General features: G+C 62.4%; 10 protein-coding genes. 5 read left to right on the top strand and 5 right to left on the bottom strand.

Annotation, left to right across the window (positions count from 1 at the left end):
• Positions 1-449: 449 nt before the first annotated feature.
• The 3 genes from gatB to gatC are packed head-to-tail and all read right to left on the bottom strand — an operon-like array spanning position 450 to position 3738.
• A complete protein-coding gene (gene gatB / locus ACTJGZ_RS09905; RefSeq protein WP_441662757.1) occupies positions 450-1907 on the bottom strand; it encodes an Asp-tRNA(Asn)/Glu-tRNA(Gln) amidotransferase subunit GatB in 1458 nt (485 codons plus the stop codon).
• Positions 1907-3424, bottom strand: coding sequence for an Asp-tRNA(Asn)/Glu-tRNA(Gln) amidotransferase subunit GatA (gene gatA / locus ACTJGZ_RS09900; RefSeq protein ID WP_441662756.1), 1518 nt, complete (start codon positions 3422-3424; stop codon positions 1907-1909). The genes gatB and gatA overlap by 1 nt, the downstream gene beginning before the upstream one ends.
• Before the next feature lie 2 nt (positions 3425-3426).
• The gene (gatC, locus tag ACTJGZ_RS09895) at positions 3427-3738 is read right to left on the bottom strand and encodes an Asp-tRNA(Asn)/Glu-tRNA(Gln) amidotransferase subunit GatC (protein WP_441662755.1); all 312 of its coding nucleotides are present in this window, start codon (positions 3736-3738) and stop codon (positions 3427-3429) included.
• 283 nt (positions 3739-4021) lie between these two features.
• On the opposite strand from gatC, the gene ACTJGZ_RS09890 reads away from it, so the two are divergent.
• From ACTJGZ_RS09890 to rodA, 5 genes are all read left to right on the top strand, one after another.
• Positions 4022-5065 (top strand): rod shape-determining protein, encoded by a 1044-nt coding sequence (locus ACTJGZ_RS09890; RefSeq protein ID WP_068367261.1) that lies wholly within the window; start codon positions 4022-4024, stop codon positions 5063-5065.
• A 41-nt stretch (positions 5066-5106) separates the two neighbouring features.
• Entirely contained in the window at positions 5107-5991 is an 885-nt protein-coding gene (gene mreC, locus ACTJGZ_RS09885; RefSeq protein WP_441662754.1) for a rod shape-determining protein MreC, read from the top strand.
• An 80-nt stretch (positions 5992-6071) separates the two neighbouring features.
• Positions 6072-6563 carry a rod shape-determining protein MreD gene (gene mreD, locus ACTJGZ_RS09880; protein ID WP_441662759.1) on the top strand — a complete coding sequence of 164 codons (492 nt, stop codon included), beginning with the start codon at positions 6072-6074 and terminating at the stop codon, positions 6561-6563.
• Between the two features lie 125 nt (positions 6564-6688).
• Positions 6689-8665: a penicillin-binding protein 2 gene (gene mrdA, locus ACTJGZ_RS09875; RefSeq protein WP_441662753.1), complete on the top strand. Its 1977-nt coding sequence runs from the start codon at positions 6689-6691 to the stop codon at positions 8663-8665.
• Positions 8662-9798, top strand: a complete 1137-nt coding sequence (rodA, locus tag ACTJGZ_RS09870; RefSeq protein ID WP_441662752.1) for a rod shape-determining protein RodA — start codon at positions 8662-8664, stop codon at positions 9796-9798. Before mrdA ends, rodA begins: the two co-directional genes overlap by 4 nt.
• A 34-nt stretch (positions 9799-9832) precedes the next feature.
• Here rodA and mutY read toward each other — a convergent pair whose 3' ends face one another.
• Together mutY and ACTJGZ_RS09860 are read right to left on the bottom strand one after the other, a co-directional pair.
• Positions 9833-10900 (bottom strand): A/G-specific adenine glycosylase, encoded by a 1068-nt coding sequence (gene mutY, locus ACTJGZ_RS09865; RefSeq protein WP_441662751.1) that lies wholly within the window; start codon positions 10898-10900, stop codon positions 9833-9835.
• A gap of 62 nt (positions 10901-10962) precedes the next feature.
• Positions 10963-13095 carry a PhoX family protein gene (locus ACTJGZ_RS09860; RefSeq protein ID WP_441662750.1) on the bottom strand — a complete coding sequence of 711 codons (2133 nt, stop codon included), beginning with the start codon at positions 13093-13095 and terminating at the stop codon, positions 10963-10965.
• Positions 13096-13254 lie beyond the last annotated feature (159 nt).

Below are 13254 nucleotides of genomic sequence, written 5' to 3'. Positions count from 1 at the left end.
CTCACAGCGCAACCCGCCACCAAACCTATCTTCCCTTGCGCTCACGCCTAGCCCCATCGCCACCAGCCCGATACTGAGAACCTGAACCAGCGCTCTGGGGCCCAGCCGGTCTGGGGGCGTGGAGCATGCCGTCATCGGAGCGGCCAACGGGGATGCAAGGCCGCGCATGTCTGAGCGAGTGCATGCCAACAGTCCGGTGGACTGTTGGCCTCGCGAGTTGCGCGGCCGCCCCGTTGGCCGCTCCGATGACGGGCAGTTCCGGCGCAGCCGGAACCATGCGATCGGCCTCAGACCGGCTGGGCCCCAGAGCGCGGCCTTAGCAAACCGATCTCAGCCCAGCGCGGAACATACGCAACACGCTGCAACCCTGCTGTCCCCCGTCAGCCACAAAAAAAAGCAGGCGCAGAAACCTCCTGCGCCTGCTCCTCTCACGGCACCTGCCGGAACGCTCAGCTATCCAGCTTTTCCTTCAGCAAACTATTCACCTGCTGAGGATTCGCCTTCCCCTTGGCGGCCTTCATAATCTGACCCACCAGCGAATTGAACGCCTTCTGCTTACCAGCGCGATACTCCTCGACAATCGCCGGATTGGCAGCCAGCACCTCGTCGATCATCGCACCGATCGCGCCCGAATCACTGATCTGCTTCAAACCGCGGGCCTCGATAATGGCATCGGCATCGCCATTGCCCTCACCCGCCCACAGCGCAGCAAAAATCTCGCGGGCAATCTTATTGGACACCGTGCCATCCGCAATCCGGCTCACCAGCTTGGCCAGACTGGCGGCCTGAATCGGGCTATCCGCAATCGTCTTCTCATCGCGGTTCAGCGCTGCAGCCAACTCGCCCATAATCCAGTTTGCCACGGTCTTGGCATGGCCCTCAGGCACAGCAGCGGCAGCCTGCTCGAAAAACGCGGCCGTCTCGCGGTCTGCGCCCAACTGCGACGCATCGTAAGCCGTCACGCCATATTGCTCCTGCAACCGGGCCTGTAAAGCGGCGGGCAGCTCCGGCATCGCGGCGCGAACCTCCTCGATCCACTCCGGTGAAATCGCAATCGGAGGCAAATCAGGATCGGGGAAATAGCGGTAATCGTGCGCATCTTCCTTGCTGCGCATACTGCGCGTCTCATCGCGGTCGGCATCGTACAGGCGGGTCTCCTGCACCACCGTACCGCCATCCTCGATCAGCTCGATCTGGCGGCGGGCCTCGAACAGAATCGCCCGCTCCAGGAACCGGAACGAATTCACATTCTTGATTTCGGTACGCGTGCCGAACGCCTTCTGCCCCACCGGCCGCACCGACACATTGGCATCCACGCGGAAAGAACCTTCCTGCATATTGCCGTCGCAGATCCCCAGCCAGACCACCAGGCTATGCAAGGCGCGGGCATAACTCACGGCCTCGGCTGCCGAACGCATTTCCGGCTCGGAGACAATCTCCAGCAACGGCGTCCCGGCACGATTCAGGTCAATACCGGTCGCAGGCGCGCCATTGGCGAACGTCACCTCGTCATGCAGCGACTTGCCTGCATCTTCCTCAAGGTGGGCGCGCGTCAGATTAATCGTCTTGCGCTCCTCGCCCACAAAAAAACTCAGACTGCCGCCCAGCACGACAGGGATCTCGAACTGGGAAATCTGATAACCCTTGGGCAGATCAGGATAGAAATAATTCTTCCGGGCAAACACCGAAAGCGGCGCAATCTGCGCGCCGACCGCCAGACCGAAACGGATGGCGCGCTCCACGGCCCCGTAATTGGGCACGGGCAAACTGCCGGGCAGCGCCATATCCACCAGATTCGCCTGGGTATTGGGCGCAGCGCCAAAACGCGTGCTGCTGCCGGAAAAAATTTTCGACTGCGTGGAAAGCTGGGTATGGGTTTCCAGCCCGATGACAATTTCCCAGGCCATTAGAGCGACTCCGGTTTACGTTGGTGCCAATCGGTGACTTGCTGATAACGCTCGGCGATAGCCAGCAAGCGGCCGTCCTGGAAATGGTTGCCGATCAACTGCATGCCCACGGGCAGCGGCTTGGCGCGCGTGGTATCGAAACCGCAGGGAATGGCGACAGACGGCAGGCCGGCCAGATTCACGCCCAGCGTATAAATATCGGACAGCCAGTCAGCGCGAGGGTCATCGCTGTTCTCGCCGATGCGGCGGGCCACCTGCGGGGTCACCGGGCCCAGAATCACATCGCACTCTTCGCGCAAGGCCTTCTGGAAATCTTCGGCGATCAAGCGGCGCAGACGCTGGGCCTGCAAATAATAGGCGTCATAGTAGCCATGCGACAGCACATAAGTGCCCAGCAGAATGCGGCGCTGAGTCTCGGTCCCGAAACCTTCGGCGCGCGACCGGCTGATCATATCGTTCAGATCGGTATATTGCTCGGCGCGATGGCCATAGCGCACCCCGTCATAACGCGCCAGATTGCTGGAGGCTTCCGCCGGCGCAATCACATAGTAGGCGGGAATGGCGAGCTCCGTGCGCGGCAGCGAAATCTCCACGCGGCGGGCGCCCAGCGCCTCGAACTCGCGCAGGGCGGCCTCAATGGCATCCGCCACCTGAGGATCCAGGCCAGCGCTGAAATACTCGCGCGGCAAACCAATGCGCAGGCCTTCCAGCGGCCGGGCGCCCGCAGCCGCCTGCGCGGCCTGGCTGGCATCGTAATCGCGCGCCAGCCAGCCATCGGGAATGTCATGGCTGGTGGCATCCTTGGCATCGAAACCGGCGATGGCATCGAGCATCAGATACACATCCCGGGCGCTGCGCGCCAGCGGGCCGGCCTGATCCAGGCTGGAACCATAGGCAATGATCCCGAAACGCGACACGGCGCCGTAAGTCGGCTTGATCCCGCTGACACCGCACAGGGCGGCCGGCTGGCGCACCGAACCACCGGTATCCGTACCGGTCGCGGCAGGCACCAGGCCTGCGGCCACAGCCGCCGCCGAGCCGCCGGATGAACCGCCGGGCACCGCATTTTGATCCCAGGGGTTGCGCACCGGGCCGAAAGCCGAATTCTCATTGGCCGAACCCATGGCGAACTCGTCGCAGTTGAGCTTGCCCAGCGAAACCGTGCCGGCCGCCAGCAGCTTCTCAACCACGGTGGCATCAAAGGGGCTGACATAGTTGCCCAGCATGCGGCTGCCGGCAGTCGTGCGCCAGCCCTGGGTCACGAACGTATCTTTGTGGGCGATGGGCACGCCGGTCAGAGCGCCGGCCTGGCCCGCAGCGATACGGGCGTCGGCGGCGCGGGCCTGGGCCAGCGTAAGGTCTGCATCGACATGCAGGAATGCATTCAGGGCGTCATGATGTCCGATGGCATCCAGCGCGCTCTGGGCCAGCTCGGCAGCGCTGACCTGGCGTTGGTCCAGGGCCTGGCGCAGGCCGGCAATGCCGTCGAACTCGGCATGTAGAGGGGAATGGGACATGATTATTCGATCACCTTGGGAACCAGGAACAGGCCGCTGGCCGCCGCCGGAGCGTTGGCCATCAGGGCGTCGCGCTCCTCGGGACTGGCGGGAGCAGCGGTGACGGCATCTTCGCGCAGGCGGGCCACGACTTCGCCATTCACGGCCAGCGGGTGGGCCAAAGGCGCCACGCCTTGCGTGTCGGCCTGACCGAGTTGCGCATAGATATCCAGCAGGCGGTTGAGTTCATCCTGGGTGCGGGCGGTTTGCTCCGGCGTCAGGGCGATGCGGGCCAGCCGGGCAATGCGTGCCACGTCTTGTTGATTGAGCGCCATAATTCTCTGCAGCGACGGGGGCGTATGAAGGCCTGCCCGGACTGTCTGTCAAGGAAGTTGGAGGAATAGAGGAAATGGGCCAGCTAAGAAGTAAGAAAGTCTGAAAACTCATTGCTTCTTAAAGGGCGAGCGAAAATTATAAGTTATGATTCATAATCCATTCGGCCTGGCCAGGGTAGTGTGTCTGTGAGCTTTGTCTGCCCGACGCTAAACTGGTCTCCTCGTGGCGTTCTGGCTGACCGCTGGCGCCAGTTTCCCACGCAATCCTGCTAGCTGAGTTCCCATGTTCGGATTCTTGCGCAGTTATTTTTCCAGCGATATGGCGATCGACCTGGGTACCGCCAACACGCTGATTTATGTCCGTGGCAAAGGTATCGTACTCGATGAGCCTTCCGTTGTTGCCATTCGCCATGAGGGTGGCCCTCACGGCAAGAAAATCATTCAGGCGGTAGGCCAGGAGGCCAAACAGATGCTGGGCAGAGTGCCCGGCAATATTGAAGCCATCCGGCCCATGAAGGACGGCGTCATCGCCGACTTCACCGTGACTGAGCAGATGCTCAAGCAGTTCATCCGCATGGTGCACCCCCGCAACATGCTGGCGCCCAGCCCTCGTATCATCGTTTGCGTTCCCTGCGGTTCCACCCAGGTCGAGCGCCGTGCTATCCGGGAATCGGCCCAGGGCGCAGGGGCAAGCCAGGTATTCCTGATCGAAGAACCGATGGCGGCTGCCATTGGCGCCGGCCTGAATGTGTCCGATGCCAGCGGCTCCATGGTCGTTGATATCGGCGGCGGCACCACCGAAGTGGCGGTTATTTCGCTGGGCGGTATGGTCTATAAAGGCTCGGTGCGGGTGGGCGGCGACAAGTTCGACGAAGCCATCGTCACCTATATCCGCCGCAACTACGGCATGCTGATCGGCGACCCGACGGCCGAACTGATCAAAAAGGAAATCGGCTCGGCCTTCCCCGGCTCCGAAGTCCGCGAAATCGAGGTCAAGGGCCGCAACCTGGCTGAAGGTGTGCCGCGCAGCTTCACGGTCTCGTCCAACGAGATCCTGGAGTCGCTGACCGACCCGCTCAATCAGATCGTATCGGCAGTCAAAGTGGCGCTGGAAAACACGCCGCCGGAACTTGGCGCGGATATTACCGACAAAGGGATTGTGCTGACGGGCGGCGGCGCCTTGCTGCGTGATCTGGACCGCCTGCTGCAGGAAGAAACCGGCTTGCCGGTCGTTGTGGCTGAGGATCCGCTGACTTGCGTGGTGCGTGGCTGCGGCGATGCGCTAGAGCATCTTGAAAAACTTGGCGCGATCTTCGTTAACGAATAATTCTGGCCTGATGTGCAGGCCGGGTCGGTTTCTGGCTTGATATGCAACATGCTCCTGCACCGCGCTTGTTCAAGCATGCGCCCTCGCTTGAAACCCGAATGATCGCTCTGGCGCTGCTGGCGCTGGTGTTGATGGTCGCTGATGCGCAATGGCGCCCGGCCCTGGAGCCGGTACGCCAGGGCCTGAGTGTGGCCATTTATCCGTTCCAGCGGGCGGTATTGCTGCCGCGCGACCTGGTTCGGTCGGTCAATGACTGGCTCAATGCGGCAACACTGATCCGTTCCGAGAACGAAGTGCTGCAGCGCCAGCGCATCGAATTGGCGCAAATCTCCACACATGCCGTGCAGCTGGCCGCTGAAAATGCGCAGTTGCGCCGTCTGCTCGGGGTGGAAGATCGTCCCGCCGGACGCGGCTCGGTGGTGGTGCAGGTCATGTACGAACCATTGAGCGTGTATAACCGCCGCCTGGTCTTCGACAAGGGCGCCTCTAGCGGTATCGCGCCCGGCATGCCGGTGATAGATGAGGGCGGGGTGGTCGGGCAGATTGTCCGCACGACGCCGATGACGGCGGAAGCGGCACTGCTGACCGATGAAGGGGTATCCATCCCGGTGCAATCGCTGCGCAACGGCTTGCGTCTGATCGCATTTGGCGGCAAGTCGCCTGGCAAGGTGGAAGTGCGCTACCTGTCGGCTGACGATGACATCAAAGAAGGTGATGTGCTGGTGACCAGCGGTCTGGGCGGCTTTTTCCCTGCCGGTTTGCCGGTGGCGCGTATCGAGCGCGTGGAACGAGATACGGAATCGGGCTTTGCCAGCGCGGTCGGTGAGCCCTTGTCGCACCCGGAGCGCTACCGGCACTTCCTGGTGCTGCTCGATGGGGAAGCCGAAGCCCGGCCTGACACGGCGGAGCCTGAGGAAGCGCCATGACGGATAAGCTCGACAGCGCCGCGCTGCGGTCCCGGTCGGCGCGCCCGCCAGTGCCGCGCGCCCGTATCGTTGAAGACGACATGCTGACGCCAGCCCGGGGCTGGTTCGTCTGGGTCACCTTGATCGGCTTCTGGCTGCTGTCTCTGCTGCCATGGCGCGCCTGGCCGAGTTCACCGGACTTGTTGTTGCTGGCTCTGGCATTCTGGGCCGCGCACGAACCGCGGCGCATCGGCATGCTGGTGGCTTTTGTGTTCGGCCTGCTGATGGATGTGCACGACACCGTGCTGTTGGGGCAGCATGCGCTGACCTATGTGCTGGTGGTCTATGGGGCGCAGGCGCTGCATCGCCGCTTGCTGCGTTTCGACCTGCTGCGCCAGGCCTTGCACATGCTGCCGATTATCGTGGCCGCGACGCTTTTGAGCCTGACGCTTTCCGCCTGGTTAATGGGCGCCTGGCCGGGCTGGATCTGGTTGCAGGGGGCCGTGCTGACTGCGGTCTTGTGGCCGGTGCTGGGCTGGGTGTTGCTGCTGCCGCAGCGCCAGATCGACGACACTGATGGTTCGGTGCGCTGATATGATGGCATGGGGCGCGCCTGAGCCTGAGGGCGGCAAGGCCGTCCCGCGGTCCCGGACGGAGCGGGGGGCTTGCGTATGGCGGCGGGCAGGTATTGCCGGGCTGCCGGAGGCCTTGGTGCGTTATGTTTGAATTCAAACACACATCCAAACAGCTGAAAGAGCGTTTTGGCCTGCGTGTGCTGGTGGCCGGGGCTTTCATCCTGGTGCTGTTCGGCATTCTGGTCTGGCGTTTCTATTATTTGCAGGTCGTGCGCTACGACAACCTGTCGGCGCGGGCGGAAAGCAACCGCATTTCAATTGCGCCGATTACGCCCCGGCGCGGCGAGATCCGTGACCGCAATGGCGAGGTCCTGGCGCGCAATTACCGCAGCTATACCCTGGAAGTGGTGCCGGCGCACGCTGGCGATATCGACACCATGCTGGAAGAGCTTGACCAGGTGCTGGAGATCGACGACGCAGAAAAGCGCCGTTTTAAGCGCCGGGTCAATGAAAGCGGGCGTTATACCAGCATCATGCTGCGCAACAACCTCAGCGATACCGAAGCTGCCTGGTTCGCGGCACAGGCTTTCCGTTTCCCAGGCGTGGAAATCAAGGCGCGCTGGGTGCGCGAATATCCCTACGGCGAAGTGGCTGCCCATGTGCTGGGCTATGTCGGCCGCCTGTCCGAGCAGGACTTCACCCGGCTGGAAGAGCGCGGCCAATTGGGCAATTACCGCGGCACGGAAGTGATCGGTAAAAAAGGCCTGGAAAAAACCTGGGAAGAATCCCTGCACGGCCGCACCGGCATAGAGGAAGTGGAAGTGACCTCGCGCGGCCGGCCGGTGCGGGTATTGCGCCGGACCATGCCTGAGCCGGGCCAGAACCTGTATCTGTCCCTGGACATTCATTTGCAGAAGATCGCCGAGGAAGCCTTTGACGGACGGCGCGGCGCCCTGGTTGCCATCGAGCCGGAAACAGGGGATGTGCTGGCGTTCGTCTCGCAGCCCTCTTTCGATCCGAATCTGTTCATCGACGGGATTGATGTGGCCAACTGGCGCCGCCTTAATGAATCGCCCGACCGGCCCCTGATCAACCGGCCGCTGTTCGGGACGTATCCTATCGGCTCCACCTATAAGCCCTTTGTGGCTTTGGCGGCATTGGAACTGGGCAAGCGCAAAGCCACCGATCGCATTTATGACCCCGGCTATTACGAGTTCGGCGGCCAGCGCTTCCGAAATGCCGGTTCCGCCGCCTATGGCACGATAGACATGACACGGGCTCTGATTGTCTCCTCGGATACCTATTTCTATTCGCTGGGGCCGGAAATCGGCGTCGATGCGCTGCATGACTTCATGCTGCCTTTCGGGTTCGGCCGTTTGACGGGCATAGACCTGGATGGTGAAAAAGCGGGCGTCTTGCCTTCCCGGGAATGGAAGCAGCGCGCCTATCGTGAACCCGCGCAGCAGCGCTGGTATGCCGGTGAGACGATTTCCATTGCCGTGGGACAGGGCTACAACTCCTTTACCTTGCTGCAACTGGCGCAGGCGACGGCGGTGCTGGCCAATGGCGGCCGGTATATGACGCCGCGTCTGGTGCAGGCCTTGCAGAATGCCGCGACCGGCGTGGTGGCCCAATTGCCCAGCAAGCCGGATCATGTGCTGAACTTGAAACAGGAAAATGTGGACTTGATCCGCCGCGCCATGGTGGAAACGGTGCGTTCCGGCACGCCGCGCGCCGCGTTTGCCAATGCGGCGTACCGCGCCGGAGGCAAGACGGGGACCGCGCAGGTCTTCAGTTTGCGCGGCACCAAGTATCGGGCGGAAGCGATAGATGAGCGGCTGCGCGACCACGGGGTGTTCATCGCTTTTGCGCCGGCGGACAAGCCAACCATCGCGGTGGCTGTTCTGGTAGAAAACGGCGGGTGGGGCGGCCGCTCGGCGGCGCCCATCGCCCGCAAAGTGCTGGATTATTGGCTCGTGGAACGCCCCGCGCAGGAAAGCAAGGCTGCCGCGCAGGCGGCCGAAGAGGCTGGCGCCGCGCCGGCTGCGGCTGGCAGCGAAGAGGCAGCAGGCGCGCCGCCGCCCAAGGCCCGCGCGAACGGATCGAGGAGCCGGGGATGAAGCGTATCCTAGCTGGTATCCGCTATATGTTCAGCGTGCTGGATTGGCCGTTGCTGATGATTCTGTGCATGATGGCCGCGCTCGGCCTGGTTGTCATGCACTCTGCCGTTGGCAGCACGGATTGGCGTTTTGCCGACCAGGCCCGCAACTTCCTGATTGCGTTCTGCGCCATGTGGGTGGTGGCGATGGTGCCGCCGCCCCAGCTGATGCGCTTTGCCGTACCGACTTACATTATTGGCGTGGTGCTGTTGCTGGCTGTGGAATTGATCGGCGAAACCAGCCTGGGCGCGAAGCGCTGGCTGAATCTCGGGGTCATCCGGGTGCAGCCTTCAGAAATGATGAAAATTGCCGTGCCGCTCATGCTGGCCTGGCACTTTCACCGGGGGGATGGCGTCTTGCGCCTGCGCGACATGCTGCTGGCTGGCGTGCTGCTGCTGGTGCCCTTCCTGCTGATCGTCAAACAGCCGGATCTGGGCACCGCCTTGCTGGTGTTCGCCGCGGGTTTTTGCGCTATTTACTTTGCCGGCCTGTCGTTCAAGCTGCTGGCGCCGGTATTGATCATCGCCGTGCTGGCGCTAGGCGCCCTGATCTATAACGAGCCTTATTTGTGCGAACCGGAAGTGGATTGGGTGGTGCTGCATGATTACCAGAAGCACCGGGTATGCACCTTGCTGAACCCAGGTTCGGACCCCTTGGGCCGGGGGTTCCATACGATCCAGTCCATGGTGGCGGTCGGGTCTGGCGGCTTGTACGGCAAAGGCTATATGCAAGGGACGCAGACGCACCTGGATTTCATCCCGGAGCGCACGACAGACTTTGTGTTTGCGGTCTATGCCGAGGAATTCGGCATGTATGGCGGCATTCTGCTGCTGGTGCTGTATGGCTTGCTGATTGCCCGTTGCCTGATTATCGCCAGCGGCGCGGCCACGCATTTCGGACGCCTGATGGCGGGGGCGCTGGCCATGATGTTCTGCGCCTATGTCTTCGTCAATATCGGGATGGTGACTGGTATTCTGCCGGTGGTGGGCGTGCCTTTGCCCTTCATGAGTTATGGCGGCACGGCGCTGGTGACCTTGGGCGTGGCGTGCGGCATCATGATGAGCATTGCACGCTATCGCCCGCCCAGGGAATAAGACCAGAGGCCCGGCGAGCAGTAAGGGCAGGGCGTCAGGCCGGCAGCAGGCTGGGGGTATCGCCATACAGGCCCAGCAGCAGCTTTTCTACGGGCCGGGGCAAGGCCACTTGGTCCAGCGTGCGGGTATCGAACCAGCGGCAGTCCGCTGGCGGCGGACAGGGGGCCGCCAGCTCGGCCAGACAGGGCTGGGCCAGCAGCCGGTAATGCGTGAACACATGCGCAAACGGCGCCAGTGTGCTGAAGCTGGCCGGTACGGCGCCGCATAGGGCTTGCAGGGCATGGACAGGCGCTTGCGCGTGACTGAATTCGGGCAGGCTCCACAGCCCTCCCCAAATGCCTTTCTGTGGCCGTTGTTGCAGCAGAACTTGTCCGGCTGCCTGAATGACCAGCATGGCTGTGGTTTTTTCCGGGATGGCTTTGCGCGCCTTGGGCGTGGGGAGTTCCAGCTGGCGCTCCGTGGCCAGGGCCGAACAGCCCTGTGCCAGCGGGCAGCGGGTACAGGCCGGCATGCCGCGCGTGCAAACTGTGGCGCCCAGATCCATTAGCCCCTGGGTGTAGGCAGGCATGCCCGCATCATATTCGCCGGTGCCAGGCAGGGCGGCATCGGCAAGGTCCCACAGCCGTTTTTCGATTTCCCGTTTGGAGGGGTCGCCTTCAATACCGAAATAGCGGGTGAAGACGCGTTTGACATTGCCGTCGAGAATCGCCGCGCGGCGGTCCCAGGAAAAGGCGGCAATCGCTGCGGCAGTTGAACGGCCAATGCCGGACAGGGTTTCGATATCTGCCGGGTCGCGGGGGAATTCTCCTTGCCAGTCGGCCGCGATGGTCTGGGCGCAGCGGTGCAGATTGCGCGCGCGGGCGTAATAGCCTAGCCCGGCCCAATAGGGCATGACCTCTTCCTGGCTGGCGGCAGCCAGGGCGGCGATATCGGGGAAGCGGGAGAGAAAGCGCGCGTAATAGCCCAGGACGGTACTGACCTGGGTTTGCTGCAGCATGATTTCGGACAGCCAGACCCGGTAAGGGTCGCGGGTCTGTTGCCAGGGCAGGCCGTGACGGCCGGCCCTGGCTTGCCATTCAATGATACGGGGGGCGATATCCATGCCCTGGATTATCGCACCGGCCCGGGCTGGCGGGAAACTGCCGCCAGCCCGGCAAACGGCAATTAGGCCGGGGTCTGTGCTTCGGGGAAGGTGCCCACCAGGCCGCCGTCCTTGCGCCAGATCACCACCGTTGCGGGACGCGGGCGCGCCGCTTTGGCGCCTTCGGGCCAGCTGGAAATGGCGGTCGGGGCGGCTTGCGATTCGGCGACACCGGCGCCTTCGCCAGGGTGCTGGATATTGATGAACAGATACTTCATATCGGGCGTCCAGGTGACGCCGGTGACCTCGCATCCCTTGGGGCCGACCATAAAACGGCGGATTTCCTTGGATACCGGGTCGGCCACCAGCATCTGGTTATTGCCTTGGCCGGCATAGTCGCCGCTGTTGTCGTAGCTGCCGTCGGTCTGAATCCACAACAGGCCGCGCGGGTCGAAGGCCAGGCCGTCAGGACTATTGAAGGTATTGTCTTTGGTGATATTGGCTGAACCGGCGCGTAGATCCCCTTCCGGATAGACGTTGGGGTTGCCTGCCAGCACGAAAATATCCCATTCGAAAGTCAGCTTGGCGGGGTCGCCGCCTGTTTCGCGCCAGCGCACGATCTGGCCATATTGATTGGCATTGCGCGGATTGGCGTCGTTGGTTTCGGGGTGCAGGGGGCCGCCGGGGTAGCGCTCTTTGCCGTTGCCGCGTGAGCTGTTGTTGGTCAGGGTGACGTAGGCTTCGCGGGTCTCGGGATGCACGGCCACCCATTCCGGGCGGTCCATGGGCGTGGCGCCCACGGCATCGGCAGCCTGGCGCGTCTTGATCAGCAGCTCGCCCATATCGTTATTGAACAGATCTCCCAGGCGCTTGCCGTCCAGCGTCGGGGTATCCAGCGTCAGCGGCACCCAGCGGCCCACGCCTGCGAAGTCACCGCTGGCATCGCCGTTGTCGAAGATGGCGACATGCAGTGTGCCTTCGTGCAGCAACTGGTGGTTCAGCGCAGGGGTGGCGGGGTCGTATTTGCCGCTGGAGATGAATTTGTAGATGTATTCGCTGGCCTGGTCATCGCCCATATAAACAACGACACGCTTATCGTCGGCCAGGGTGATGGCGGCATTTTCATGCTTGAAGCGGCCCAGCGCCGTCAGTTTTTTTGGGGCCGAGGCGGGGTCAAAGGGGTTGATCTCGACAATCCAGCCGAAGCGGTTGGCTTCGTTGGGTTCTTCGCTCCAGTCAAAGCGGGCATCATGCGTATCCCATTTGTAGGAGCTGCTGGAGGTTTTGCCGCTGCCCTTGTAGCGTTGCAGGTGCGCTTTTTGTTCGGCATCGACGTAATCGACGGCATTGGCGTCTTTGGTGCCGACGCCAAAGTAATCCGTGAAGTTCTCTTCACAGGTCAGATAGGTATTCCAGAAGGTGTGGCCGTTGCCGCAGTTGCCATAAGTGCCATAGGCATAGCGGCCTTCCGGGTCGGCATTGGTTTTTGCCAGGCGGTTGCCGGCAGCAGGGCCGACCAGCTGCATGAGCGTCGTGGCATTGACGCTGCGGTTGTAGCGGGAATCCAGCACCATTTCCCAGTTGCCCTGGCCATTCAGGCGGATATGTTTGACCGACGCGCCCTGGGCATGCTGCGACTTGCGTACCCAATCCAGGTTCCAGCCGGCTTTGCCGGGTTCGATGCCCTTGGGGAAGAAAAAGTGCGGGGTGATGTATTCGTGGTTGGTGACCAGCAGGCCTTCCGTGCTGCTGCCCGAGGTGCTGTTGCTGCCGTCGATCGGGAAGAAGTGCATGCCGTCGTGGTTGTAGCCGATCTGCATGGCTTGGGCGGTGCCGCCATCGCTGGCGTCGCCCTTGAAGACGGGGGAATAGACATGCAAGGGGTCGCCCCAGCGCGTGATGACGGCGCTGGCATAGCCTTCGGGCAGTGTGATGGCATCGGCCGTATTGTGGGGAATGCCGCGGAAGGCCTTGATCTGCTCCGCATCCAGTTTGGGCAGGCCCGAGCCGCCGGTATCGCCGCCGCCTTGATTGCTGTCGTCGTCGCTGCTGCTGCCGCCGCAGGCGGCCAAGGTGCTGCCGAAGAAGCCGACGGCACCCATGCCCAGACCGGTCTTCAGGAAGCCGCGGCGGGCTTGGGCGGCACTGACTACCTCATTGAATGAGCGGGCTTGGGAGGGGTTGGACGGGATATCGTCGAGGTCGAGTTCGTTCATGCGGCAATCATCCTTGGCTTGCGGGTGGAGAAGCGCGGCGAGTGAAAACACCGCGCAGGCCGCATGATGCGTGTCCGATATGACTCGTTAGTGACGTAGCGTCATTTAGTATTTGTGTCTGAAAACGGTTCTGATTTGCATAGGATTTTGCTGGAGGAA

Source organism: Kerstersia sp., from assembly GCF_052103615.1.
GTDB lineage: Bacteria > Pseudomonadota > Gammaproteobacteria > Burkholderiales > Burkholderiaceae_B > Kerstersia.
Note: the sequence above shows the minus strand (reverse complement) of the source record. Positions and strands in the feature narration are given on the sequence as shown.

Coding starts and splice junctions, on each gene's coding strand:
- mreD (WP_441662759.1), top strand. CDS start 6,072: ATGCTGACGCCAGCCCGGGGCTGGTTCGTCTGGGTCACCTTGATCGGC.
- ACTJGZ_RS09890 (WP_068367261.1), top strand. CDS start 4,022: ATGTTCGGATTCTTGCGCAGTTATTTTTCCAGCGATATGGCGATCGAC.
- ACTJGZ_RS09860 (WP_441662750.1), bottom strand. CDS start 13,095: ATGAACGAACTCGACCTCGACGATATCCCGTCCAACCCCTCCCAAGCC.
- gatC (WP_441662755.1), bottom strand. CDS start 3,738: ATGGCGCTCAATCAACAAGACGTGGCACGCATTGCCCGGCTGGCCCGC.
- rodA (WP_441662752.1), top strand. CDS start 8,662: ATGAAGCGTATCCTAGCTGGTATCCGCTATATGTTCAGCGTGCTGGAT.
- gatB (WP_441662757.1), bottom strand. CDS start 1,907: ATGGCCTGGGAAATTGTCATCGGGCTGGAAACCCATACCCAGCTTTCC.
- gatA (WP_441662756.1), bottom strand. CDS start 3,424: ATGTCCCATTCCCCTCTACATGCCGAGTTCGACGGCATTGCCGGCCTG.
- mreC (WP_441662754.1), top strand. CDS start 5,107: ATGCAACATGCTCCTGCACCGCGCTTGTTCAAGCATGCGCCCTCGCTT.
- mrdA (WP_441662753.1), top strand. CDS start 6,689: ATGTTTGAATTCAAACACACATCCAAACAGCTGAAAGAGCGTTTTGGC.
- mutY (WP_441662751.1), bottom strand. CDS start 10,900: ATGGATATCGCCCCCCGTATCATTGAATGGCAAGCCAGGGCCGGCCGT.